Raw genomic sequence first — 22,704 nt, forward strand, 5'->3', positions numbered from 1 at the left:
CACAGTCGGGGCGTCGGCACGCCCAGTCGGCGTGGACCCTCAGGTCATTGCCCCGGCCGCTGCGATGTGGCCAGGAAGGCCGAGCGATGTCGCGGTCGTTCGGTAGCGGACCACGGCATCTCGATACTCGTTCTCGTCGCCCCTGGCTTTCGCAATCAAGGCCCGCGACCGCAGATGCTGGACTTCCACGCCCGCGAAGTCAGAATTCGGGACGGCCTGCGACCGGTCAAGCGCATCTTGCGCGGCGTCAACATCGCCGGGCGCTCCTCGGAGCAGGAGCGCCTCGACCAAAACGCCTGAGATCAATCCCCACAGGCTCTCGCCCGTGGGATACAGAGCGTCGATTGCTGCCCGCGCGAAGTCGACGGCCGCGTCGAGATCGCCGACCCGCATCTTGACTCGTGCCAGCTCGCAATCGAGGAAGCTCAAAACGGCGTGACTGAACCGGTCACTCAGGATGTCCTCCCGAACTTGGTCGAACAACGCCACCGCGGCTTCGAAATCCGGCGCGTCTTGGTGGGCCAGCACTACCGCCCGCGTGCATTGGGCCAGGACGAGGGCCAAGTTGTCGCCGGACCGCGCAGCGCGCGTGAGCGCTTCCGCGGTCAGTTCCCTGGCGATGTCATCTGCAGGCAGGACCCAGGGAATGGTCGTGGCGTAGACGAAGAAGACGACCATGGCCAGTGTCGTCGCGTCGACTTCTCGCGCCAATCGAACGGCCTCGTCGAGGTCGTCCTTCGCGCCTTGCACGCCGAGGGCCCACCGCGCGCTGCCACGAAAGACAAGTGCGAGCGCCAGGGGTGATCCGATGATCAAGTTGCCCTTGGTGGGGTCACCATCGGCCAGTTCTATGACGCGCTCCGCGAGCCGCAGCACCTCATCTATCTCGCCTGTCTGCAATTTCGCGGCCAGATCGGCGGTGAGCAGCGACACAGTGAGAGTCGGGTCGTCGATCGACTCGACCAGCCGGATGTGTTCGGTTGCAACCTCGTCTATCTCCGCGCTGTGAGACATATAGTGCTGCGCTACAAGCCCGGTCATGGCGATAGCCAGTGAGCGCTTGTCGCCAGCTGCGGCACACAGCTCGCGAAGCTCGTCGTATCCGATCTCCGCACCGCTACCGCCGACGCGAAATGCGCTTGCGCACAGTAGTGTCCGCGGCGCGATATTCATCGAAAGCCGGTACGGCACAGAGTCCGGCATGCGATCAGCAACATCGCGGGCCTTCCGTAGGCTCGTGTGTGCGGCGACGATGTCGCGGTTGACCGCCCATGTCCCAGTGCGCATGTGCCAGCCGTACGCCGCCTCGAGATCGCCTGCCGCTTCCAGATGCTCGGCGATCAGCGCGGCGTTGGCGTCGGCGGAATCTGGATCGCGTCGTTCGATCTCGGTGGCGAGCTTCTGGTGCAGCGCCGCGCGGTCGGCTTTCAGCTGCGATTCATAAGCCACCGTGCGAATCAGCGGATGTCGAAACACAAACTCCGCCTTGGGCGTGAACTTGATCTGGTCGATGAGCTCAGCGGCGATCAGTTGCGGCAGCGCGGTTTCGCCGACCAGGGTCGCGGGCAGTTCAGCGTCGAACTGCGAACCGATGACGGATGCGGCGTTCAGCGTTCTCTTGGCGACCGTATCGAGCCGGTCGATACGCGCGGCGATGGCGGCCTGCAAGGTGGCGGGCACTGTCGCGGCAGCGCCTGCGCCTTCGGACCGGTACGCCCCGCGGTCGCCCCGCAGCACTCCGCGATCGGCGAGGTCCCTGACGATCTCCTGCGCGAAGAACGGATTCCCCGCTGCCCGGTCGGTGATCTGAGTCGTCAGCGATGCGAGCGACGCGTCCGGTCCCAGCATCTCGATGACCAGCGCGCCGGTCTCCGAGTCATTCAGCGGCGCAAGCGCGACCGTCTGCGATCCGGGCGTTGTGCTGAGCGGTCCGCGGTACTCCGGCCGGTACGTCATCAGCACCACTGAGGAGGTGCGCGGAATCACGGCCAGAAAGTCCACCAGCAACGACTCGCTGACCTGGTCTATCCAGTGCACGTCCTCGATGACGTAGACGGCTGGTGTCGAGCGAGCCAGCGACGCGCCGTTGACCAGCGCGGTGAGTCGGCGCCTTCGCGCATCGGGCGCGATGTCCGGGGATGGCACAGCGGAATCGCGGATACCGAGCAGATCCTGAAGAAGGAGAAGATCTTCGGAGTCGGCGTCGGGTACCCGCTCCCGTAGTTGCATACGCGCCATTTCGTCTGCGACTTCGTCGACACCGAAGATGCCTCGCAGAAGCCGCGATACGGCGTGAAAGGGTATCTCGCTGGCGTGTGACTCGCAGTACGACCAATACACCGAGACACCGCGGTTCGCCGCGACGGTCGCGACCTCGGCGACGAGCCTGCTCTTGCCGACACCGGCGGGCGCGACCAGTCCGACGATCGCGCCCGAGCCGGCGATCGACCGATCCAGTACTCCTGTCAGTGCCGCCAGCTCCCATTGCCTACCAACAAAGTCGTGTCGCGCCGTGCGTCGATTCGATGCTCGGCGACGCCCAACAAGCGTCGCGCGGGAACCGGGTGGTCGGCGCCCTTGATGCCAACCGACTCCGCGTCACCGAGCACTACGACGCCGTCGACCAGCCGGGCGGTGGAGTCGCTGAGTATCACCCCGCCGGGCGGCGCCGCCGACTCCATTCGCTGCGCCATCCCGACCTGCTCACCGATCGCAGTGTAAGCGCCTGCACCCGAACCGATCTCCCCGGCGATCACCTCGCCCGAGTTCAAGCCGACCCGCAACAGCAGCCGGACACCGTCGTGGTGGTCGACGTCGATCGCGAGCTGCTTGGCCTCGACCTGGAGGTCGAGTGCGGCGAGGCAGGCGCGAAGTGCGTGGTCCTCCAAGGCCACCGGAGCTCCGAAGACGGCCATGATGCCGTCACCGGTGAACTTGTCGACGGTGCCCGCGTATCGCTGTACCACCGCCGTCGCGTGCTCGACGAGTTGCGCCATGATCTCGCGCAACCGCTCGGCGCCGACGGCGGCGGCGATGTCCATCGAGTGCACCACGTCGGCGAACAGCACCGTCACCTGTTTGAACTCCGCCGCGGCCTCCGCACGGCCGACCGGAGAGCCGCATCCGTGGCAGAAGCGGGCATCCGTGAGCGGCTCGGTGCCGCACGTAGAGCACGCCGCCATCATCCCACCTCCCGACAAACCGCCTCCTGTCATTCAACCGCGTGGCCGTTTGTGGGGACCGCATTACGGCAATTCGGACCGCATGATCGGAAAGCTTCGTTCGACCGTCATCGACTGCAAGGAGCCGCAGCAGCTGGCTGGTTTCTACCAAGCGGTACTCGGCGGTCACGTTGAGAAGGACGGCGACACCTGGTTGACACTGACCGCCCCGTCGGGGCGGCGGTTGGCGTTCCAGCTGTCACCGGAGCACGAGCCGCCTGCGTTCCCCGACCCTCGTGGATCTCAGCAATTCCACCTGGACATCCAGGTCGACGACGACGGCGTCGACGACGCGGAACGCAAAGTCGTCTCGCTTGGCGCTACGCGGGTGACCGACGCCCGCGAGGACGACACCTTCCGGGTGTTCCGCGATCCCGCCGGCCACACGTTCTGCCTGGTGTGGGGCGTCGCCGACGACGCAGGCTGAGGCGTTTGTAACCAAAGCCCGACCGGGGGAGTAGCAAAGCCGCCGCGGTGGTAACCAGAAGACATGGTGGCACCGGGTTTCATCGCCATCGGCAGCGGTCCTGCCGGGTTGACCGCTGCGGAGGTGTTTCGCCGCGAGCACCCCAAAATCCCCGTTCGCATCATCACCAGCGATCCGGCCCTGCCTTACGCGAAGCCACCCTTGAGCAAGGCGTACCTCTGCGGCCGGGACCCGAACCTCGACCTTCACAGCGCAGGCTGGTTCGTCAAGCAGGGGATTGCGCTGCACCGCGGCATCACCGTCTCCCACATCGACCTCGCCAACCGGGAAGTCATCACGGCGGCAGGCAGGCGCTATGCGTATTGGCATCTGGTGCTGGCCGCCGGCGCCACGCCGGTCCCACTCGACGTGCCCGGCGGTGACGCGGCCCTGTCGCTACGGTCCTTCGCCGACGCCGTCGTGCTGCGGATGGCCGCCAAGAACTCCGACTCGGCCGTTGTGGTCGGCGGCGGCCTGATCGGATGCGAGGCGGCGTCCTGCCTTGCGGCCCGCGGGGTCACGACCACCGTCGTCGCGCCCGAACCGGTGCCGGTACAGCGGCGGTTCGGCCTCGAAGCGGGCGAACGGGTCGCGAAGATGCTGTCCGACATCGGCGTTCGGTTCATCGGCTCGACGAGCGTGGCCGCCGTTGACGACAGCGACGTGACCCTGGACAGCGGTGCCACCGTTGAAGCCGATCTCGTGGTCTCCGCGACCGGGGTGCGATCCGACAGCAGGCTCGCAACCGCTGCGGGCATCGAGACCGCCGATGGCCGCATCGTCGTCGATGAGCGCATGCACAGCTCGGCCCCCAACGTGTACGCGGCGGGCGATGTGGCGCTCGCCTACAACGTCACCGCGGGCCGCCGGATACCGTCGGAACACTGGCGCGACGCGACTGAACAAGGGCGCATCGCAGGCCTGGTCGCCGCGGGTTATCAGGCTGCATGGGACGACGTGCCCGAATTCGCTTGCGCCATCGGGCGATACGCGTTGAACTACCGCGGGTGGGGCACTGGCTATGAGGACAGCCGCCTCGACGACAACGCGGACGGGTTCACCGTGACCTACCGGTGCGGTGACGAGGTCGTCGGGGTGCTGACGGCTACAGCCAGTCGCGACGCTTGAACGTCCAGTAGAGCACCAGCACGAGAACGACGATAAGCGCCGTGCTCGTGAAGAACCCGCCGATCGTCTCGATCCCCGGATAGTCGACGTTCTGCCCGTAGAACCCGGTCACCGCCGTCGGCACCGCGATGATGGCGGCCCACCCGGTGAGCTTCTTCATCACCTGGTTCAACCGGGCGTCCTGCAGCGAGAGGTTCGTCTCGAACACCGTTGTGACCATGTCCCGCAACGACTCCGTCCACTCCGACACCCGCAGGACGTGGTCATACAGGTCGGCGTACAGCGGGTCGAGTTCGGTGGACGTCTTGGCGTCAAGCCGCCGGTGCTGAATCGAGTTGACGACTTCGCGCATCGGCAACACCACCCGGCGCAGCTCGACGAGATCCTTACGGAGCCGGAAGGTTTTGCGCTGCAACCCGCCTCGTGGGGTGTTGTTTTCGAACAGGTCGTCCTCGAGCGCTTCGATGCTGTCGTCGAGCGCCTGCACCGCCGCGAAATGCTCGTCGACGATGACGTCGAGCAGGCCGTGCACCAGCGACCCGACCCCGTGCTCCTGACCGCCGAGCTCGTCGAAACGCCGCGACACCGTGTCGATGTCATACCAGGGCGACAGCCGCACGGTGATCAGGCCCTGCGGGAGCACGAAACCGGATACGCGGTGCACCGCAAGCGTCGATTCGGAGTCGTCGGCCGGCTCCTTGCACGACACCGCGTACACGGTGAAGAACGTGTGCGTCCGGTATACCGCGGCCTTGGTGCGTTCGGCTTCGCCGACGGCGTCCTCGACCGCCCAGCTGTTGAGCCCGAGTTCGGTCGCAAGGTCGGACAACGTCGACTCGTCAGGGTCGAAGATGTCGCACCAGACCAGGGTGTCGTCTTCGGTGAGATAGTCGGAGATCGAGGAGAAGTCGAAGTCCTCCTGCGGCTTTCCGCCGCGCCACACCCGGCCCAGGATATCGGTCATAGCGCCATCATGTCAGCGCGCCGGAGGAGCCCAGCCGAAGCCGTCGAGGACCGACGTGACCCCGAGCTTCCACCGGCGCTCGATCTCGGTCGATGTGCCTAGCCACCGTCCAGCCTCCTGCACCGCCAAACCCTGTGCCAGTGCGAGCAGTACGTGCGCGATGTCGGTCGGGTCGCCGCCGAGAAGGCCCTTGTCGACGCACCGCCGAATCCGGCCGACGAAGATCTCGCGGACGGCCGCGCCCGCCGCCAGCTCGTCGGCGCCCGGCTCGAAGTCGGCGAACGGCCGCGAGAACATCACCTGCGCCAGTTTCGGATACGCACGGCAGAAGAGCCGGAACACCGGCACCAACCGCTCGAGATCGCCAAGCGCATCGTCCGTCTCGGGGATCTTGGCCAGCTCGGCGCCCAGGCGCCGGAAGCCTTCGAAGAACATCGCCCGCACCAGGCCGGCCTTGTCGTCGAACAATTCGTACACCGCGGGCACCGAGGTGCCGGCGCGCTCGGCCACCCGCCGCGTCGTGAAGCGGGCGATGCCCTCGTCACCGAGTGTGGTGATCGCGACGTCGAGCACCCGGTCCCGAAGCTCGGGTGTGCGCTGCTTCGCCCTCGGCATCGCAGCGGCCTAGCTGGCCGCGAATTCCGTGGGCAACCCGTCGATTCCGGCCTGGATCGCCGCAAGCGCGGACTCGCGGGCCTTCAGCTTGGTGGCGAGGTGTGCGCCCGCATGCAGCGTCGCCGCGACCTCGGTGGCCACCTCCTGCGCGCGCGCGAGCACCTCGTCGGCGTCGACGATCTCGTCGAGCCAGCCTGCGGCGATCGCCTCGTCACCGACGAACGTCGACGCCAGCGCCGTGCCCCGGTGAAACGCGGCAGGCGTCAATCGCATCCGCATGATCTCGATTGCGGAGATCGGAATCGTCATGCCGATCGCCACCTCGATCGCCTGGCACCGCGAATTCGGGGCGCCGACGCGGTGGTCGCCGCTGAGCAGAAGGAACGAGCCCATCGCGATGGCGGGCCCCGTCGCAGCCATGATCACCGGCTTCGGGAACGTCAGGCATCGCTTGGCCAGCTGGAAGCCCCCTGCCAGCATCGACAGCGCGGCCTCCGCGTCACCGGACCGGAACACCGAGAGGTCGAACCCGCCGCTGAACACCCGCTGGTTGCCCGCCAGCACGACGGCCTGCGAGCCGTCCTTCTCGGTGCGGTCCAGCGCGTCGTTGAGGGCGGCCTGCATCGTGGGCCCGAGCACGTTGACCTTGCCGTCGTCGAGCGTGATCGTCGAGACCGAATCGTTCTGCTCGTAATTCGCCGGGCTGGTCATCGGGCCTCCATACGTGGGCTTTCGTTTCAGATCGATGTTACGAAACGATGTTACGAAGCCGAACGCGGGGCTCACGCGGCGGGTCAGCCTGCGCCGATGCCGCGCCGATGCCTACCGTTGATCACCCGTGTCTGAGCATCGTCGTCGTCGAACAACGGCTCGTCGTCATACGGCGGAGGCGGATCGTCGTAGTCGGACGGCAGGCCCTCGTACCGCGGCTGCGGCGGCGGGCTCTGGTAGCGCGGCTGTTGCGGCGGCAACTCGGACACCGACACCGGCGCGGACTGCGCCTCCGGCTGCGGCGCCGGGTCCTGCCGGCCCGTGAACTGGTCGCGGTAGCGGTCGCGCTGCTCGTTGGCCGCGGCGTTGATCTTATTGATCTCGGCCTGCAGCACCTCGTGACGGCTTTCAGTGGTGGCGTAGTGGTAGTACGTCAGCAGGCCGCGCAACAGCTCCAGCTTCTGCTTCTCCTGGCGCGCGAGGTCGTGCTTGGTCAGCAGCTCGAGCCGTTCGACCGGATGCAGCGTGCCCCAGTCCAGCACCGCTGGCGTGCGGAACTGGTGGCGCTTGGCCGACTTCGCCTTCGGTTGACGCGAGGACTTCGGCTGGTCGTAGAACGTCACGGCGCCTGCGAAGCGTGATCCGATCGACTCACCCAGCTGGTTGCGGTCCAGTGCCGAATCCCACACCGTGCGCCACTCCTGCGACGGCGCGAGATACGGAATCTCGGCGGGCAGCTTGAGCGGGACGATGTCGACGTAATTGTCGGCGTCGGCGCTCTCGTAGCGCGCGACCGTCGGCGGCGACGCGAACTCCAGCTGGATCCCGTAGGCCGGCTTCTGGCCGAAGTTCTTCACCACCAGCTCGACGAGATGCCAGTCCGACGGGCTCGGCTCCATGAACATGGCGACGTTGGGCTGCGAGATGTCCTCGGTGGCGTGCTTGGCCGACTGGAACTGTCGCCACGCGTAGACAAGCGCGGCGATCGTGACGGCAAGAGCCAGCCACGCTGCCATCGCCGTCCACGCGCCGGGGGAGAGATTCGCTATGTCAGTAGCGCGTTCGTCGAACCAGTCCGTAATCCGCACGCGTCTCTTCTACCATGGTCTGCTGCGAAGATCAGCATTCGCCGAGCGCCCTCGTCCAAATTTGCTGTGACGGCAATTTCTGGTGATTTGGTGAGCCTGATGTGCCTCATGGGGTTGTACCCACAGATTGCCGGGCTTTTATGCAGGCGTACGGATCATCGCCGCCAGATCCTCACGGTCGGAAATGTCGAGTTTGATGCACGCGCGATAAAGATGCCCTTCGACCGTGCGCACCGAGACCACCAGACGGTCGGCGATCTCCTTGTTGCTCAGTCCGGCGGCCACCAGGTTGGCGATCTCGCGCTCGCGAACCGTCAACGGCAGGGGATGCGCCGCCAGCTCCAGTGCGGGCGTGCGGATCCCGCCGCACTCCGCGGCGAGCCGGGTCGCCGCGGCCGCGGATTCCATACTGCGACGACGGTCACCGCAGGCCTCGAACGCCACCGCCGCCTGCGCTGAGGCGTCGGCGGCCGACAACAGCGCGCCGATCTGCTCGAACTGCTGGGCCGCTGCGAATATCCCGGCGGCGTCCCTGTCGCGGACGGCCGTTGCGTGCGCCGCGATCATCGACGCCAGCCTGCCGCCTGCCCCCGCGGCGACATCGGCCAGCCGGTCCAGACAGGATCGGTCGCCGAACCGCACCGCGTCGTGCAGTGCCAGCATCTCGATGGCACTCTGCGCAGAGTCCGACGCGAGCCGAGCGGCATCCAGTGCGACTTCGATTGCGGCGCTGACATTTCCCTCCGCCGCGGCCAGCCAGGACTCGGCGATGCGCAGCTGCGGGCCGAATACCGCGACGTGCTTACCGCTTCTGGTGCGCAGCTCGGCCACCATCTTGGCGCCCGCGTCCGCGCGGCCGAGCGCGCAATACGACTGTGCGAGCAGCAGCCGCGCGGGGAAACTCCACGACGCCGCCGACTCCGATGTCAGCGCCGCCACCGTCTGCTCCATGCGCGAGACGGTGTCGGCGAAGCGTCCGCGGCTCAGCTCGACGGTTCCGACAAGGACGTTGGCCATGCCCCATGCCAGGTACTGGCCCGCCGAGGTGATACGCACGATGTCGGCGGATCGTTTTGCCGCGCAGTCGAACTCGCCGCCGAGTGCGAGCGCGCGAACTTCGCCGAACGCCGTAAGGTAGCGCAGCAGTCCGTCGACCTTGTCGCCGATCTGATGCCCGCGTTCGGCAACCGCCTGCACTTCGTCACCGCGGCCCATCAGTGCGAGTGCCAGCGCACCGCCGAACACCGCCCACTCGACGGCGGCCGATGACGCGTCGGAGCTGGCGAGCACCAGCCTCGACAGCTCGACCGCTTCCTTGAGCTCGTTCTCGAAGAGACGCGAAGCCGACGCAACGCCGGCGACGACCAGCTTGAGGCCGGGGTGAGCCACCCTGTCGCACAACAAATCCAGCACCATGTCGGCGCCCTCGGCTTCGCCCATCGACCAATGCAGGTTCGCGATCCGCGCCAAACCCCATCGCACCAGTTCGAGTTCGTTCATCTGGTTGGGGTCGTAGGCGCTGAGCGTCTCCTCTGCTTCTGCCGACTTGCCCTGCCATAGAAGCGAGCGCGCCAACAGCTCGCTGGCCACCAGCCCGCCGCCACGGGTGACCGCCGCGCGCGCCAGCCGTTCGCCGAGCGTGACGTTGGTCAACGCGATCGCATCCCGCGCAGCTGACACCAGCAGGTCGCCCTCGGGCGACTGGTCGCTGTCGAGGCTCAACTCCGCCAACCGAATTCGTTCCGCGGGGCCCCGCAACGGCTGGCCCTGCAGTGCGCGCACCACCTCGCCGCGCAGCCGTCGCGCCGCCGCCACGCCCAACCGCCTGCGGATGACTTCGCCGAACAGCGGGTGGTTAAACCGCACCTCGATACCGCTGTGCTCTTCGACGACGCGGATCAGCCCGCGGTTCTCCGCATCCTCGACGGCGTCGACGCCGGCGACGCCGCTCAGCGTGTCGAGGTCCATCGGCTCGCAGAACGTCAGCAGCCGCAGCGCGTGCAGCACGTTGTCGGGCAGCTGGTCGACGCGGCTGTCGAGCAGCGACGCCAGTTCCGAGGTGACAGCGGTGCGCCCGCGCAACTGCCACACCCCGCGGACCTGGCGCAGCGTGCCTGCCTCCAGCGCGCCCTCGACGAGATGTTTGACGAACAACGCGTTGCCGCCCGACGACTCCCACATCAGATCGGCCGACAGGCCTTCGACGCGGCCGCCGAGCGCCGTCTCGATGAGCTTCACGCACTGGTCCTTGGTGAAGGGCATCAGGTGAAGACGCTCCAGATAACCGTCCTTCCACAGCGAGGTGATCGCATCGGGCACCGTTTCGCCGGACCGCACGGTGGCCACGATGCGCACCGAGCCGTCCAGCGCCAGCTGATGCAGCAGCGTTGCCGACAGCTGGTCAAGCAAATGCGCATCATCGACGCCGATGATCGAATGCCCTTCGGCGATAATCGTTTCGCGCGCTGCGGCCAGGAAGGCCACCGGATCCCGCGACGTCGCAGCGCCTACCAGGTGCGCGAATACGCCGAGCGGGATGCTGCGTGCCGATTCGGTGCCCGCGACCCACTGCACCCGCGTCGGGAGCGACTGCGTGACCAAGCGAGCGAGCGTTGTTTTGCCAACTCCGGCATCTCCGACCAAAACGATGCCACACACGCCGTGTTGCTCGACGAGCGCTGACTGGATGGTCGTGTACTCGTCATCGCGCGCAACGACCGGCCAGTTCTTGGCCATAGCCGGCCACGTTACTCTTTCGCACCCGTCCCAGGACGGACTTCGACATACCGAATCAGCGCGTGCGGCATGGCGTTTGAGCTAGGAGGCGACCGCGGCGAGTTCGTCGGCGTCCGACCGCGCCTTCACCAGCGGTGCGGTCTCCGCAACCGGCAGCCGCTCGGCGCGCGCCGCCCAATCCAGATCCGACCAGACGATGTGCGATGGCAGCCTGCGCCAGTAGTCGGGATGAGCGCGCAGATACACGTCGACACTGGCGTGCACGAGTGCGTCATCGGGCACCTTGCGGAAGCGCAGCGATCGCGCACCCTCGGCGAGTGCGTCGAGTTCGGACGGTGCGGGAGTGCGCGGCACGGCCGTGTCGCACACGAGTGCGCCTGCCTTGACCACACCGTCGATCATCCAGTCGAGAGTGATATCGGCCAGCGGCCAGTATGCATTCGGCCCGCCGACGACATCGCAGTGCGCGCCGCGGAACCAGACCTCTTCGATGGTGTCGTCATCGCGTCCTATCCGGCATTCGCCGAACGGCCCCCACCCGCCGTCGATGGCGACCGCATACCGTCCCGAGACGACATTGCCCGACCAATCCTCTTCGCAAAGCGTCGGCGTGCCAGGGACTTTCACGGTGTCCCACAGGCCGAGGAAGTGCACGGGCACGGCGACGTCGTTGCGGCCCTGCAGTGCGCAGATCATGCGGTGAATGTGGCGCCAGTCCTCGGTGGTCCGGCTCTGGGCGGGCAATGAGTAGGCGGCCAGCGCAAAGTCGACGACGTTGTCCCCGCGGTCGACCATCATCCCGACGGTGCCGAGCATCCTGGCCAACGCCCGCGCGCAGTATGCGCCGCGGCCCGCCCCGAGCAGGAAGATCCGGTCGCCTGGCGCCCAGTGCTCGGCCAGGTAGAAGTAGGCGTCGATGACGGATTCGCGGGCGGCGGCTGCGACCTCCGCACGCCAGCGGCGAGCCGCGGGGTTGAACAGTCGCGGCGAGTTGAGTGCCGCTTCACCGGCGTCGTACCAGGCGAGCTGGCGGTCTTCGGCGCTGTGGTCGAGCAGCCGGAACAAGGTTTCGGCGTTGGTCGCATCGGGGGACCCCGGACGATCGTTTGTGCTGTCGAAGCACATCACGACGTTCTTCATAGCAAACTCCCTGACCGAACGCCCTCATGGCTCGGGGCGCTGACAATGTGAGTTTGCCAGGCGGCGGCTGCCGTGTCCTGCGTATTGCACTACTCGACTGATCGGCCGTGCGGAATCCGGGCTGAGTAGCTGTGATCAGTGCGAATTTCGTTGCGGGGTTCGCGGCTGCTGTGCCATGTCGTAGCGAATTGGCGCGGACCTGTGCAGCTCGCGATGACGGGTGCACACCACTGAGTTCGCTGCGAAGCATGGGCACGTGGTGTCAGCCGTTGCTGCACTCATTCAAGTCTGGCTGGTGGCCACAGTTTGTGGTGATACAGAGCAACCGCCGAAGAGGGCAGCGGGCTAGCCGAGTGGCAGCACGACTCCCGGACTGGCCGGATCGGCGTGCAGTTCGACCGACTCGGGCACCGTCCCTGGCGGCACGTCGTAGGCCAGCCCGACCGCAGCCTCGGCCCCAGGCGGGATGTCCACGAAGCCGCCGCCGACGAAGAAGGTGGCCTGATCGTCGACGGTGAACTGCTGGCCCGCCGCATTCAGCTTCTGGAAGGTACCGAGGAACTGGCCGGGGTCCGGGCTGGTGTTCTGGACGGTGAGTCGGACGGTGATGTACTCGCCCTGTGCGTCCTTGGTCAGGAACTCGTTTTCTGTGTCGGTGATCGTGGTGCCGGTGTCGACGCCGACGACGGTGAACGTCAGCGGGCCGTCGGTCGCGCTGCCCGCAGGCGGCGGCGGCAGCGGCGTCTGGCTGGCAGACGACTCCTCGGACGTCGTCGTCTCTTCCGTTGTGGTCGTTGAGGTTCCACTGGTGGGCGAGGAAACATCGGCGGTGTCGGGCTTGTGGATGACGAACGCGTACACCGCGGCGAGAACCAATACGAGAAGGAGCGCGGCGACCGCGCCGCCGTATCCCATCTTGAGCTTGCGGTTGTCGACCGGAGTCGACGGCTCGGTGCCCGCGGGCGGCTCCACGACCGGCGGCTCTGGTGGCGTCGGCGTGGTGGCGTCCGCGTACGGGGCCGATTCCGGTGTCGGGTCGGACCAGTCGCGCAGCGGCACCTTGGTCTGCGGCTGGTCGGTGAGAGGCAGCGGCGGCCCTGCGGACGGCGGCTCCGGCGTCGGCTCCGGCGTCGTCTCGGGCGTCGTCTCCGGAGTGGACGTGGGTTCGTGCGCCGACGTCGGCTCGGTGGCCCAGCCGGGCGTCGACTCCGGTTCCAGCGGTGGCGGCTCGAATGACCACTCGCGCAGCGGCACCTCGGTCGTCGGCTGCTCGGTCAGCGACAGCGGATCAGGCTCGCCGGGTGGCGTCGGCTCCGGCTCGGCGTCAGGAGCGCGGTGAGCACCCGAGGATGCGGCGAAGGAGGGCTCGGCGGGCGGCTCCGGCGCGGTAGGCGCCGCGGGAGTCTCGGGGGCCGGGGGTGCCGGGGGTTGCTGAACTGGCGAGATCTGCTCGGTCCACGCCGCACCGTCCCAGTACCGGAGGTGGCCGGCCCGCTCGGGATCGGGATACCAGCCTGCGGGGGTGGGCGGTGTCGTCATCGAGGTGGTTTCCTCCCATGGGGCGCCCGCGGGCGTTCAGTCACGGCATCATCGCCGTGGTCAGCACCCTACTGAAAGATCAGCCGCCCATCAGCATCCGCCACTGATCGAGATTGCTCGCCCGGTAGACGTAATTGGTGCGGCGCACGTCGGACAGCGACGCGCTTGGCTCCTGCGAGTACCAGTGTCCGGGATAGACCGTCGGATCACCCGAGAGCGCAGCGAGCTGCTGCAGGCTGCGGAACATCTCGTCGACGTCGCCGCCGGGGAAGTCGGTGCGCCCGCAGCCCTCGATGAACAATGTGTCGCCTGCGACCAACCGGCCGTCGAGCAGAAAGCACTGGCTGCCCGGGGTGTGACCGGGGGTGTGCAACAGCTCGATCTCGATGTCGCCGACGTTGACCTTGTCACCGTGTTCGTGGCCGGTGAGGTCGCTACGGGCGATTCCGGTGATCCGCGAAACCCATTCCGCCTCAATATTGTTGACGTGGACGGGCACGCTTCGGCGCTCCAGCAGCTCGGCGAGGCCCTTGAGCTCGAACCCCATCATCGAGCCGCCGACGTGGTCGGGGTGGTGATGGGTGACCAGCACGCCGGACAGCTTCTGGCCGTCGGCCTCGAGGATGTCGACGAGGTCGTTGGCGGCGTAGGCCGGGTCGACGATGACGGTGTCACCGGTCTCGCGGTCACCGATGAGATAGGCGAAATTGCGCATCTGCGCGGCGATCACATCGGACGCGGCGAAGTCCCGGCCCGACAGCAGCTGCCGAAAGTACAGGCGTTCTGTCATGGAGACAGACTAGGGATGCTTGCCCGCGAAATTGGGGGCACCTCCCCCTTGCGGGGGACATTCCAGGTCGTGATCTCGCGGGTTTCGCAGCCGTGGCTTCTCGTTCGCGGAGGTCAATTGTCGCGGTGCAGCCGCACCATGCGCGTAGTGCTGCTCTCGTCGAGGTCGGCGACGTCGCTGCGCGACCTCAGGAAGTCGCTGAAGGAGCGGAAGCCCAGCGACTTCTCCGAAAACGACGGGTCCATGCGCTTCATCTGCGCCTTGACCGCCGAATTGTGCAGCCAGTCGGCGTCGTCTTTCTCGTGACCGATGCGCAGCGCCCGTTCGAGCAGACCCGTGGCGGCTGGCTGCGGATCCGCGGGCTCGGGCTCGTCGTCGGGCGCCCTACTCTTCGCGCGCTTGGTGGCCTTCTTCGCGGGTATCGGCGCCGCCGTCGGGATACCGGGTAGTGCGTCGTAGGTGACGAACTCGTCGCACGCCGCGGCGAGCGAGCGGCTGCTGGCTCCCGCGACCCCGATGCCGACGACGTAGCGGCCGAGCCGCTTGCACCGCTGCGCGAGGGCGATGTAGTCGGAGTCGCCGCCGACGATCACCACATGGGTCAGGTCGGGCAGCCGGAACATGTCCTCGACCGCGTCGACGGCGAGCCGGATGTCCGCCCCGTTCTTGCCGTACGCGGCCGCCGGGAACAGTTGGACCAGATCGACCGCCCGGCCGACGAGCTGGCTCTGGTAGTCGGCGTTGATTTCGGCCGACCAGTCCGCGTAGGCCCGCGTCAGCACCAGCGTCCCGAACGACGATGCGAAGTCGATGATGGCCCCGATGTCGACCGTGGCCTTTGTCAGCCTGTCCTTGTCCAGCCCACGCGCCTTGTCCTTCTGGAACGAGCTGCGGCCGTGCACCTGGTCATAGCGCGAGATCACGATGTTGTCGAAGTCCAGGTAGACCGCGACGCGGGGGATTTCTGCTGCTGAGACCGTGTCCGGCATGGGTCTGTCCTACCACAGCCGAGGCGGCCCGGTGGCTTCCTGCAAACCGCGCTTGTTATCGCCGTGCAGCGCTTCGACCTGCGTTATTGTCCCTTCACACGTGCTAATTGATTAGCCGAGAGAAAGGTCGCAACCCGTGGCCACACCTGCCGGTTGGTATCCAGACCCCGACGGGTTGGGTGGTCAACGCTATTTCGACGGCCAATCCTGGACGCAACACCGGTCGCCGGCCGCGCAGGCGCCCCACCTTGACGCCGCCCGAGCCGCGCCGCAGAGGTCGCGCCCGAGCGGGAAGGTCATCGCGGGCATCATCGCCGCGGTCGCCGTCGTAGCCGTCGTGGGCGTCACCGCGGTGGTGATGACGCTGAAGACCGACGTCGGCGATGCCTCCGTCACCCACAAGCCGTCCGACGCGTCCGCCCGCACATCCGTTGCTGCGGCCGAACCCGAAAACGAATCACGGACAGGCGTAGAGGCGCAGACGCCGGAGAACCAGGCTTCGAGCGTCTGGCAGGCGGTACGGGACGGCAATTTCGAATTCGTCGTCACCGGCTTCGACCGCGCGCCCGCGGTCGCCGATCCCGATTTTCCCGACCTTCAGAAGACGGCGGCCGGGGAGTACCTACTGGTGAACATGAGGGTCACCAACGTCGGCGCCGAACCTCAGACGTTCTTTGCGTCGTTCAACACACTGTCCGACGGCGCCACGGAGTTCACCTCCGATGACGAGGCCTGGATCTACCTCGGCAACACCCTTGCCGACCTCAACCCCGGCGACTCGATCGACACCGCGGTGGTCTTCGACGTGCCGGTGGGCACCGATCCCGAGTCCATCGAGCTGCACGAGGGCCCGTTCTCCGACGGCGTTGTCGTCGGCCTCTGAGCCGTTTGGCGAGCCAAACCGCGAGAATGTACCCTCTTTAAGGCCCACGAGCACGACTACGCGGGCTCTGGCCCCCTTAGCTCAGTCGGTAGAGCGTTTCCATGGTAAGGAAAAGGTCAACGGTTCGATTCCGTTAGGGGGCTCGGTGGTCACCTGGCGAGCGAAGCGACGGAGAGTGGCGCAGTGGCTAGTAGGTGGCACCCGGATGGCGGTGTAGCTCAGCTGGTTAGAGCGCACGACTCATAATCGTGAGGTCGGGGGATCGAGTCCCCCCACCGCTACAGGATTCAAGTACAACTCGTGAAAGAGGGCAGCTGACGTGGCGTCCAGTACCGACGTTAGGCCGAAGATCACTTTGGCCTGCGAGGTGTGCAAGCACCGCAACTACATCACCAAGAAGAACCGCAGAAACGATCCCGACCGGCTCGAGATCAAGAAGTTCTGCCCGAACTGCGGAAAGCATCAGGCTCATAAAGAGTCGCGCTGACCGAAGCCCTGCCCAGGGCGTCAGCTGAGAACGTAGGTAGGTTCACGAGCCGTGTCATCGTCGTTTCTGGACAGCCTGGTCGGGCTGCACTATCGCTACCCCGACCATTACGAGGTGGGCCGGGAGAAGATCCGCGAGTACGCGGTGGCAGTCAAGAACGACGACGAGTCGTTCTTCGACGAGTCGGCCGCGGACAAGCTCGGATACGACGCCATACTGGCGCCGCTGACGTTCATCTCCATCTTCGGATATGTGGCGCAGCTGGCGATGTTCGAGCACCACAACATCGGCATCACGGACGCCAAGATCGTCCACGTCGACCAGGAGCTCAGGTTCCTGATGCCGGTCAAGGCCGGCGACCTGCTCTACTGCGATGTGCACGTGCACTCGGTCCGCCAATCGTTCGGCACCGACATCATCGTGACGAAGAACATCGTGACGAATGACAAGGGCGAGGTAGTACAAGAGGCCTTCACGACCCTTGCGGGCCGTTCAGGCGACGACGAAGAAGAAGGTGGCTTCAACAATGGCACTGCGTGAGTTCGATTCGGTGAAGGTGGGTGACCAGCTTCCCGACAAGGTCATCCCGTTGACACGGCAAGACCTCGTGAACTACGCGGGCGTCTCGGGCGACCTCAACCCGATCCACTGGGATGACGAGATCGCCAAACAGGTCGGCCTCGACACCGCGATCGCGCACGGCATGCTGACCATGGGCCTTGGCGGCGGCTACGTCACCTCGTGGGTCGGCGACCCGGGCGCGGTGACGGAGTACAACGTCCGCTTCACCGCTGTGGTGCCGGTGCCCAACGATGGCGTCGGCGCCGAGATCACCTTCAGCGGCAAGGTGAAATCCGTTGACCCGGAGACGAAATCGGTCACCATCGCGCTGTCGGCGACAAGCGGCGGCAAGAAGATCTTCGGTCGCGCGGTTGCAAGCGCGAAGCTGGCCTGAGGAGCACTGCAGATGGCTATCAAGACCGACGTCCTGGGGATGATTTTCGACTATCCCGACTACTTTGTCGTAGGCCGCGAGAAGGTCCGCGAGTACGCCAACGCCGTCAAGTCGTTCGACCCCGCCTTCCATGACGAGGCGGCCGCCGCTGAACTCGGGCACTCGGCGCTGGTGGCCCCGCTGACCTTCGTCTCGACCTTCGCGCTGATCATGCAGCAGGAGTTCTTCCGCCAGGTCGACACCGGCTTCCAGACCATGCAGATCGTGCAGGTCGACCAGCAGTTCCGTTACCACAAACCGTTGCTGGCCGGCGACAAGGTGTGGGGCCGGATGGAGGTCATCTCGGTCAACGAAAGGTTCGGCGCAGACATCGTCGTGACCAGGAATACGGCCGCCGATGACAACGGTGAGCTGTACCTCGAGGCGTTCACGACACTGATGGGCCACGAAGGCGACAACTCGATCTCGCTGAAGTACGACCTCGAGACGGGCCAGGTGGTGCGGACGGCCCCGGACGCCGAGGCGGCCGACCCGGCGCCTGCCGCCGAGGGCGAAGTCGAGGCGGATTAGTAACTCAGACCTGGCCCGATGTAGACTCGAACCTCGGGATTTTCCCAATAATGCGCGCTGTCCGTCGGTTTGATTGTCGGCCGATCGGGGAGCGCGCAAATTGTGTGAGTTCCGGGCGGGATCGATGACCTGCCAGCAGGTGTGCCAGCAGTAATCCGTGAAGGGGCGTAGCTCAACTGGCAGAGCAGCGGTCTCCAAAACCGCAGGTTGCAGGTTCAAGTCCTGTCGCCCCTGCTCTACTGAATACTCGACACGTGTGGACACTGGAAGGTGACCCCACACAACACTGACGAAAGGCATGCGGTGAGCGACGAGCCCGAAGGCACCGGCTCCGTGGTGACGCAGCCGACGCGACCCACCGGTAAGCGGTCGCGGCGCGGCGCCGCAGTCGACGGCGACGCCACGACCGGCGCCAAAGAAGCGCCCGCGCTCGAGGAGAGCGGCAAGGGCAAGAAGAAGACGAAGAAGGCCGCTAAGGGGCCGCGTCGCAACCCGATCGCGTATGTCATCAACTACCTGCGCGAAGTCATCGGCGAGCTGCGCAAGGTCATCTGGCCGAACCGCAAGCAGATGGTCACCTACACCATGGTGGTGCTGGTCTTCCTGGTGTTCATGGTGACGCTGATCGGACTGGTCGACCTCGGCGTTGCCAAGGTCGTGATGATGGTGTTCGGCTGACCGGACCAGGGATATTGAGAGGACTGACAAGTGACTAGCTTCGACGGCGAATCGGCCGCAAGCGTGTCCGACACGCTCGCAGAAGCCGCGGACCCGGCGACCGTGATCGCAGACGAGGCCGCCGAGTCTCTCGAGGAGACCTCCGCGGCCGAGGCCGTCGAGGATGCTCCGATCGAGGCCGACGAAGCCCCGGCCGAGCCCGCCGAGTCCGACGTCGCAACGGAAGCGGTGCCGGAAGAGGACGAGGACGAGGATCCGGCCGTCGCGCTGAAGAAGGACCTGCGCCTCAAGCCGGGCGAGTGGTACGTCATCCACTCCTACGCCGGCTACGAGAACAAGGTGAAGGCCAACCTCGAGACTCGCGTGCAGAACCTGGACGTCGGCGACTACATCTTCCAGGTCGAGGTGCCCACCGAAGAGGTCACCGAGATCAAGAACGGCCAGCGCAAGCAGGTCAACCGCAAGGTGCTGCCCGGCTACATCCTGGTGCGCATGGAGCTCAACGACGAGTCGTGGGGCGCGGTGCGCAACACCCCTGGCGTCACCGGCTTCGTCGGCGCGACCTCTCGGCCGTCGCCGCTCATGCTGGACGACGTCGTCAAGTTCCTGCTGCCCCAGGGCGCGGCGAAGAAGACCGCCAAGAGCACTGCCGGCGCCGCTGCGTCCGAGGCAACGCTGGAACGGGCGCCCATCGAGGTCGATTTCGCGGTCGGCGAGTCGGTCACCGTCATGGACGGCCCGTTCGCGACGCTGCCCGCGTCCATCAGCGAAGTCAACGCCGAACAGCAGAAGCTCAAGGTGCTCGTGTCCATCTTCGGTCGCGAGACACCTGTCGAACTGACCTTCAACCAGGTCGCCAAGATCTAGAGAGGAACGCCAACCACCATGGCCCCGAAGAAGAAAGTCGCCGGGCTGATCAAGCTGCAGATCCAGGCCGGGCAGGCCAACCCCGCCCCGCCCGTCGGTCCGGCGCTCGGCCAGCACGGCGTCAACATCATGGAGTTCTGCAAGGCGTACAACGCCGCGACGGAAAGCCAGCGCGGCAACGTCATTCCCGTGGAGATCACCGTCTACGAGGACCGCAGCTTCACGTTCGCGCTGAAGACACCGCCCGCGGCCAAGCTGCTGCTGAAGGCCGCAGGCGTGCCAAAGGGCTCGGGCGAGCCGCACAAGACCAAGGTCGCCAAGGTGACGTGGGATCAGGTGCGCGAGATCGCCGAGACCAAGAAGGAAGACCTGAACGCCAACGACATCGATCAGGCGGCCAAGATCATCGCCGGCACCGCCCGGTCGATGGGAATCACCGTCGAATAATTCGACGAATCCCGAACAGTGGGAGAGCTGGCATCGGCTCGCCACGTTGAACGCTCTTCGCGCGAGCGCTCATCGCACCACAACCCTGCAACAAGGAGATAGCAATGAGCAAGAGCAGCAAGGCATATCGCGAAGCCGCTGAGAAGGTGGACCGGGAGCGGCTGTACTCGCCGCTCGAGGCCGCCAAGCTGGCCAAGGAGACCTCGTCGAAGAAGCAGGATGCGACCGTCGAGGTCGCCGTCCGCCTCGGCGTCGACCCCCGCAAGGCCGACCAGATGGTCCGCGGCACCGTCAACCTGCCGCACGGCACCGGTAAGACGGCGCGCGTCGCGGTGTTCGCCGTCGGCGACAAGGCCGAGGAGGCCAAGGCCGCAGGCGCCGACGAGGTCGGCAGCGACGACCTGATCGAGAAGATCCAGGGCGGCTTCCTGGACTTCGACGCCGCGATCGCCACCCCCGACCAGATGGCCAAAGTGGGCCGCATCGCCCGCATCCTCGGGCCGCGCGGCCTGATGCCGAACCCCAAGACGGGCACGGTCACGCCGGATGTCACCAAGGCGGTCAACGACATCAAGGGCGGCAAGATCAACTTCCGCGTCGACAAGCAGGCCAACCTGCACTTCGTCATCGGCAAGGCGTCCTTCGACGAGAAGTCGCTCGCCGAGAACTACGGCGCCGCGATCGACGAGATCCTGCGGGCCAAGCCGTCGTCGTCGAAGGGGCGCTACCTGAAGAAGATCGTCGTTTCGACCACCACCGGGCCCGGCATTCCCGTCGACCCGTCGGTCACGCGCAACTTCGCCGAGGCCTGAGCCCCGGCGAAATGCGAGCGCTCGCAGCGGCTTTCGTCGCGCCGGCGGTACTGCTGGCACCCACTGCGGGTGCTGCGCCCGCGACGGCGGAACAGGCCGGCTTCGTCGACATCCGCAGCGTCGTCCCCGACGCCGTCGTCGACCTGAAGTACGCGACGCCCGACAACGTCGTCGGCAGGCCGCTGTATCCGGCCGACGCGCACTGCCTCGTGCACGAATCGCTGGCACCGGGACTCGCGAAGGCCGCCCAGGCGTTTCGGGCCCGCGGCGCGAAGGTGGTGTTCTGGGACTGCTACCGTCCGCATGCCGTTCAGGCTGAACTGTATGACGCCGTGCCCGACCCGAATTGGGTCGCGCGGCCGGGGACATCCGCCCGCAGCCACGAATCGGGCCGCTCGGTCGACGTGACGCTCGCCGACGCGCACTACGGTTGGCCGATCGACATGGGCACCGGCTTCGACGACTTCTCCTCGAAGGCAAAGGCTTTCGCGACCGACGGTGTCACGCCCGAGCAGCAGGCCAACAGGAAGTGGCTGCGCGACGGCATGAGCGCGGGAGGCCTTGCGGTCTACTCGGGGGAGTGGTGGCACTTCGACGGACCCGACGCCGGCGTGGGTCAGCCGATCCTCGATGTTCCGCTGACCTGACGTCTACTTCGTCAGAGTGAACTGGCAGACGTCGATGACGCCCCGGCGAAACAGGTCCGCGCAGCCCCTCAGGTACTTCATGTAGCGGTTGTAGACCTCCTGCGACTGGATCGCTATCGCGTCCTCCCGCTTGGATTCCAATGCGGCGGCCCAGATGTCGAGAGTTTTCGCATAGTGCAGCTGCAGCGACTGCACCCGCGAAACCTCGAACCCGACGCGCACCGAGTGTTCCTCGACGACCGGAATCGTCGGCAGCCAGCCGCCGGGGAAGATCTCGGTCAGAATGAAGCGCGAGAAGTGCACCAACTCCGCGGTGGTCTGCACGCCTCTGCGCCTGCGTTCCTCCAACGTGGCCCTGACGATCGTGTGCAGCAGCATCACGCCGTTTTCGGGGAGCAGGTCATAGGCCTTGGTGAAAAACGCTCTGTAGCGGTCGCTTCCGAAGTGTTCGAACGCGCCGATGGACACGATGCGGTCGATTGGTTCGTCGAACCGCTCCCAACCCTCGAGCAGGACCCGCTTGGTTCGCGGGCTGTCCATCTCGTCGAACGAGCGCTGCACGTGCTCGGCCTGGTTCTGGGACAACGTCAGTCCCACGACGTTCACGTCGTACTTCTCCACGGCGCGGCGCATCGTGGCACCCCACCCGCAGCCGATGTCCAGCAACGTCATACCCGGTTGCAGGTCCAGTTTGCTCAGCGCGAGGTCGATCTTCGCTATCTGCGCCTCTTCCAATGTCATGTCGTCGCGCTCGAAGTAGGCGCAACTGTAGGTCTGCGTCGCATCGAGGAACAGTCGATAGAAGTCATCGGAGAGGTCGTAGTGGTGCTGCACCTCGTCAAAGCGCGGTGTGAGTTGGTCTGACTTCATCGGTTGCCTCTCCCCGGGAGTCTCGACGCTGTGTAGCCCGGTCACTTGGTTTGAAACCCGGTCGAGAAGCGGTGGCACGGTCACGGGTGGTTTGCGCGACC

Annotated in this window: 24 protein-coding genes and 3 tRNA genes; 15 read left to right on the forward strand and 12 right to left on the reverse strand. The window is 66.2% G+C overall.

Translation table 11 applies throughout. The features are described 5' to 3' along the window. Positions 1-39 precede the first annotated feature (39 nt). Together C6A82_RS04600 and C6A82_RS04605 are read right to left on the reverse strand one after the other, a co-directional pair. Positions 40-2,478: an AAA family ATPase gene (locus C6A82_RS04600; protein WP_311101842.1), complete on the reverse strand. Its 2,439-nt coding sequence runs from the start codon at positions 2,476-2,478 to the stop codon at positions 40-42. Further along, positions 2,466-3,182 (reverse strand): adenylate/guanylate cyclase domain-containing protein, encoded by a 717-nt coding sequence (locus C6A82_RS04605; protein WP_158261605.1) that lies wholly within the window; start codon positions 3,180-3,182, stop codon positions 2,466-2,468. The genes C6A82_RS04600 and C6A82_RS04605 overlap by 13 nt, the downstream gene beginning before the upstream one ends. 82 nt (positions 3,183-3,264) lie before the next feature. Between C6A82_RS04605 and C6A82_RS04610 the strand changes: the two genes are divergently transcribed. Beyond that, positions 3,265-3,648, forward strand: a complete 384-nt coding sequence (locus C6A82_RS04610) for a VOC family protein (protein ID WP_105343137.1) — start codon at positions 3,265-3,267, stop codon at positions 3,646-3,648. 63 nt (positions 3,649-3,711) lie between these two features. Continuing rightward, complete coding sequence (locus C6A82_RS04615) at positions 3,712-4,815, forward strand: NAD(P)/FAD-dependent oxidoreductase (protein WP_105343139.1); 1,104 nt, start codon at positions 3,712-3,714, stop codon at positions 4,813-4,815. On the opposite strand, the gene C6A82_RS04620 is transcribed toward C6A82_RS04615, so the two are convergent. The 9 genes from C6A82_RS04620 to C6A82_RS04660 form a co-directional block, all read right to left on the reverse strand. Next, positions 4,793-5,779, reverse strand: a complete 987-nt coding sequence (locus tag C6A82_RS04620; protein WP_105343141.1) for a magnesium transporter CorA family protein — start codon at positions 5,777-5,779, stop codon at positions 4,793-4,795. The genes C6A82_RS04615 and C6A82_RS04620 overlap by 23 nt on opposite strands. Before the next feature lie 12 nt (positions 5,780-5,791). Continuing rightward, positions 5,792-6,394, reverse strand: coding sequence for a TetR/AcrR family transcriptional regulator (locus C6A82_RS04625; protein ID WP_105343142.1), 603 nt, complete (start codon positions 6,392-6,394; stop codon positions 5,792-5,794). Between the two features lie 9 nt (positions 6,395-6,403). Next, positions 6,404-7,105, reverse strand: a complete 702-nt coding sequence (locus C6A82_RS04630; protein ID WP_105343144.1) for a crotonase/enoyl-CoA hydratase family protein — start codon at positions 7,103-7,105, stop codon at positions 6,404-6,406. Between the two features lie 83 nt (positions 7,106-7,188). After that, complete coding sequence (locus C6A82_RS04635) at positions 7,189-8,193, reverse strand: hypothetical protein (protein WP_396836777.1); 1,005 nt, start codon at positions 8,191-8,193, stop codon at positions 7,189-7,191. Positions 8,194-8,331: 138 nt separating this feature from the next. After that, positions 8,332-10,929, reverse strand: a complete 2,598-nt coding sequence (locus C6A82_RS04640) for a LuxR family transcriptional regulator (RefSeq protein ID WP_105343146.1) — start codon at positions 10,927-10,929, stop codon at positions 8,332-8,334. Between the two features lie 81 nt (positions 10,930-11,010). Continuing rightward, a complete protein-coding gene (locus C6A82_RS04645; RefSeq protein ID WP_105341343.1) occupies positions 11,011-12,069 on the reverse strand; it encodes a DUF2235 domain-containing protein in 1,059 nt (352 codons plus the stop codon). 345 nt (positions 12,070-12,414) lie between these two features. After that, complete coding sequence (locus C6A82_RS04650; protein WP_311101686.1) at positions 12,415-13,608, reverse strand: DUF2510 domain-containing protein; 1,194 nt, start codon at positions 13,606-13,608, stop codon at positions 12,415-12,417. 79 nt (positions 13,609-13,687) lie between these two features. Beyond that, positions 13,688-14,398, reverse strand: coding sequence for an MBL fold metallo-hydrolase (locus C6A82_RS04655; protein ID WP_105341746.1), 711 nt, complete (start codon positions 14,396-14,398; stop codon positions 13,688-13,690). Positions 14,399-14,511: 113 nt separating this feature from the next. Next, the gene (locus tag C6A82_RS04660) at positions 14,512-15,387 is read right to left on the reverse strand and encodes an NYN domain-containing protein (RefSeq protein WP_105341745.1); all 876 of its coding nucleotides are present in this window, start codon (positions 15,385-15,387) and stop codon (positions 14,512-14,514) included. A 136-nt stretch (positions 15,388-15,523) separates the two neighbouring features. On the opposite strand from C6A82_RS04660, the gene C6A82_RS04665 reads away from it, so the two are divergent. The 13 genes from C6A82_RS04665 to C6A82_RS04725 all read left to right on the forward strand — a co-directional run bounded on the left by C6A82_RS04665 (position 15,524) and on the right by C6A82_RS04725 (position 21,733). Continuing rightward, positions 15,524-16,270 (forward strand): DUF4352 domain-containing protein, encoded by a 747-nt coding sequence (locus tag C6A82_RS04665; protein WP_105341743.1) that lies wholly within the window; start codon positions 15,524-15,526, stop codon positions 16,268-16,270. A 70-nt stretch (positions 16,271-16,340) separates the two neighbouring features. Continuing rightward, positions 16,341-16,413: transfer RNA gene (locus C6A82_RS04670), tRNA-Thr, on the forward strand. Positions 16,414-16,477: 64 nt separating this feature from the next. Beyond that, positions 16,478-16,551 (forward strand) — tRNA-Met (locus C6A82_RS04675). Between the two features lie 38 nt (positions 16,552-16,589). Further along, complete coding sequence (gene rpmG, locus C6A82_RS04680) at positions 16,590-16,757, forward strand: 50S ribosomal protein L33 (RefSeq protein ID WP_003929651.1); 168 nt, start codon at positions 16,590-16,592, stop codon at positions 16,755-16,757. 51 nt (positions 16,758-16,808) lie between these two features. Beyond that, complete coding sequence (gene hadA, locus C6A82_RS04685; RefSeq protein ID WP_105341741.1) at positions 16,809-17,297, forward strand: (3R)-hydroxyacyl-ACP dehydratase subunit HadA; 489 nt, start codon at positions 16,809-16,811, stop codon at positions 17,295-17,297. Further along, positions 17,284-17,712 carry a (3R)-hydroxyacyl-ACP dehydratase subunit HadB gene (gene hadB, locus C6A82_RS04690; protein WP_105341739.1) on the forward strand — a complete coding sequence of 143 codons (429 nt, stop codon included), beginning with the start codon at positions 17,284-17,286 and terminating at the stop codon, positions 17,710-17,712. Before hadA ends, hadB begins: the two co-directional genes overlap by 14 nt. 12 nt (positions 17,713-17,724) lie before the next feature. Next, complete coding sequence (hadC, locus tag C6A82_RS04695; RefSeq protein ID WP_105341737.1) at positions 17,725-18,282, forward strand: (3R)-hydroxyacyl-ACP dehydratase subunit HadC; 558 nt, start codon at positions 17,725-17,727, stop codon at positions 18,280-18,282. A 161-nt stretch (positions 18,283-18,443) separates the two neighbouring features. Then, a tRNA-Trp gene (locus C6A82_RS04700) sits at positions 18,444-18,516 on the forward strand. Positions 18,517-18,585: 69 nt separating this feature from the next. Continuing rightward, positions 18,586-18,960, forward strand: coding sequence for a preprotein translocase subunit SecE (secE, locus tag C6A82_RS04705; protein WP_233216782.1), 375 nt, complete (start codon positions 18,586-18,588; stop codon positions 18,958-18,960). A 105-nt stretch (positions 18,961-19,065) separates the two neighbouring features. Then, the gene (gene nusG / locus C6A82_RS04710) at positions 19,066-19,827 is read left to right on the forward strand and encodes a transcription termination/antitermination protein NusG (protein WP_396836799.1); all 762 of its coding nucleotides are present in this window, start codon (positions 19,066-19,068) and stop codon (positions 19,825-19,827) included. 18 nt (positions 19,828-19,845) lie between these two features. Further along, on the forward strand, positions 19,846-20,274 hold the full coding sequence (gene rplK, locus C6A82_RS04715) for a 50S ribosomal protein L11 (RefSeq protein ID WP_105342603.1): 429 nt from the start codon (positions 19,846-19,848) through the stop codon (positions 20,272-20,274). A 104-nt stretch (positions 20,275-20,378) separates the two neighbouring features. Further along, entirely contained in the window at positions 20,379-21,086 is a 708-nt protein-coding gene (gene rplA, locus C6A82_RS04720) for a 50S ribosomal protein L1 (protein WP_105342605.1), read from the forward strand. A gap of 11 nt (positions 21,087-21,097) precedes the next feature. Further along, positions 21,098-21,733 carry a M15 family metallopeptidase gene (locus tag C6A82_RS04725; protein WP_105342606.1) on the forward strand — a complete coding sequence of 212 codons (636 nt, stop codon included), beginning with the start codon at positions 21,098-21,100 and terminating at the stop codon, positions 21,731-21,733. Positions 21,734-21,736: 3 nt separating this feature from the next. Here the strand turns inward: C6A82_RS04725 and C6A82_RS04730 are convergent, their stop codons facing one another. Further along, positions 21,737-22,603, reverse strand: coding sequence for a cyclopropane mycolic acid synthase family methyltransferase (locus C6A82_RS04730; protein WP_105342608.1), 867 nt, complete (start codon positions 22,601-22,603; stop codon positions 21,737-21,739). Between the last annotated feature and the right edge of the window lie 101 nt (positions 22,604-22,704).

Origin of the sequence: Mycobacterium sp. ITM-2016-00318 (assembly GCF_002968285.2) — a bacterium.
Classification (GTDB): domain Bacteria; phylum Actinomycetota; class Actinomycetes; order Mycobacteriales; family Mycobacteriaceae; genus Mycobacterium.

What these genes read in the sequence shown, in the direction of transcription:
- C6A82_RS04620 (WP_105343141.1), bottom strand. Translation starts at nt 5,779, where the DNA reads ATGACCGATATCCTGGGCCGGGTGTGGCGCGGCGGAAAGCCGCAGGAG.
- C6A82_RS04640 (WP_105343146.1), bottom strand. Translation starts at nt 10,929, where the DNA reads ATGGCCAAGAACTGGCCGGTCGTTGCGCGCGATGACGAGTACACGACC.
- C6A82_RS04730 (WP_105342608.1), bottom strand. Translation starts at nt 22,603, where the DNA reads ATGAAGTCAGACCAACTCACACCGCGCTTTGACGAGGTGCAGCACCAC.
- C6A82_RS04725 (WP_105342606.1), top strand. Translation starts at nt 21,098, where the DNA reads ATGCGAGCGCTCGCAGCGGCTTTCGTCGCGCCGGCGGTACTGCTGGCA.
- rplK (WP_105342603.1), top strand. Translation starts at nt 19,846, where the DNA reads ATGGCCCCGAAGAAGAAAGTCGCCGGGCTGATCAAGCTGCAGATCCAG.
- C6A82_RS04655 (WP_105341746.1), bottom strand. Translation starts at nt 14,398, where the DNA reads ATGACAGAACGCCTGTACTTTCGGCAGCTGCTGTCGGGCCGGGACTTC.
- hadC (WP_105341737.1), top strand. Translation starts at nt 17,725, where the DNA reads ATGGCTATCAAGACCGACGTCCTGGGGATGATTTTCGACTATCCCGAC.
- C6A82_RS04610 (WP_105343137.1), top strand. Translation starts at nt 3,265, where the DNA reads ATGATCGGAAAGCTTCGTTCGACCGTCATCGACTGCAAGGAGCCGCAG.
- C6A82_RS04660 (WP_105341745.1), bottom strand. Translation starts at nt 15,387, where the DNA reads ATGCCGGACACGGTCTCAGCAGCAGAAATCCCCCGCGTCGCGGTCTAC.
- C6A82_RS04630 (WP_105343144.1), bottom strand. Translation starts at nt 7,105, where the DNA reads ATGACCAGCCCGGCGAATTACGAGCAGAACGATTCGGTCTCGACGATC.
- C6A82_RS04645 (WP_105341343.1), bottom strand. Translation starts at nt 12,069, where the DNA reads ATGAAGAACGTCGTGATGTGCTTCGACAGCACAAACGATCGTCCGGGG.
- C6A82_RS04605 (WP_158261605.1), bottom strand. Translation starts at nt 3,182, where the DNA reads ATGGCGGCGTGCTCTACGTGCGGCACCGAGCCGCTCACGGATGCCCGC.
- rplA (WP_105342605.1), top strand. Translation starts at nt 20,379, where the DNA reads ATGAGCAAGAGCAGCAAGGCATATCGCGAAGCCGCTGAGAAGGTGGAC.
- C6A82_RS04650 (WP_311101686.1), bottom strand. Translation starts at nt 13,608, where the DNA reads ATGACGACACCGCCCACCCCCGCAGGCTGGTATCCCGATCCCGAGCGG.
- C6A82_RS04625 (WP_105343142.1), bottom strand. Translation starts at nt 6,394, where the DNA reads ATGCCGAGGGCGAAGCAGCGCACACCCGAGCTTCGGGACCGGGTGCTC.
- C6A82_RS04615 (WP_105343139.1), top strand. Translation starts at nt 3,712, where the DNA reads ATGGTGGCACCGGGTTTCATCGCCATCGGCAGCGGTCCTGCCGGGTTG.
- hadB (WP_105341739.1), top strand. Translation starts at nt 17,284, where the DNA reads ATGGCACTGCGTGAGTTCGATTCGGTGAAGGTGGGTGACCAGCTTCCC.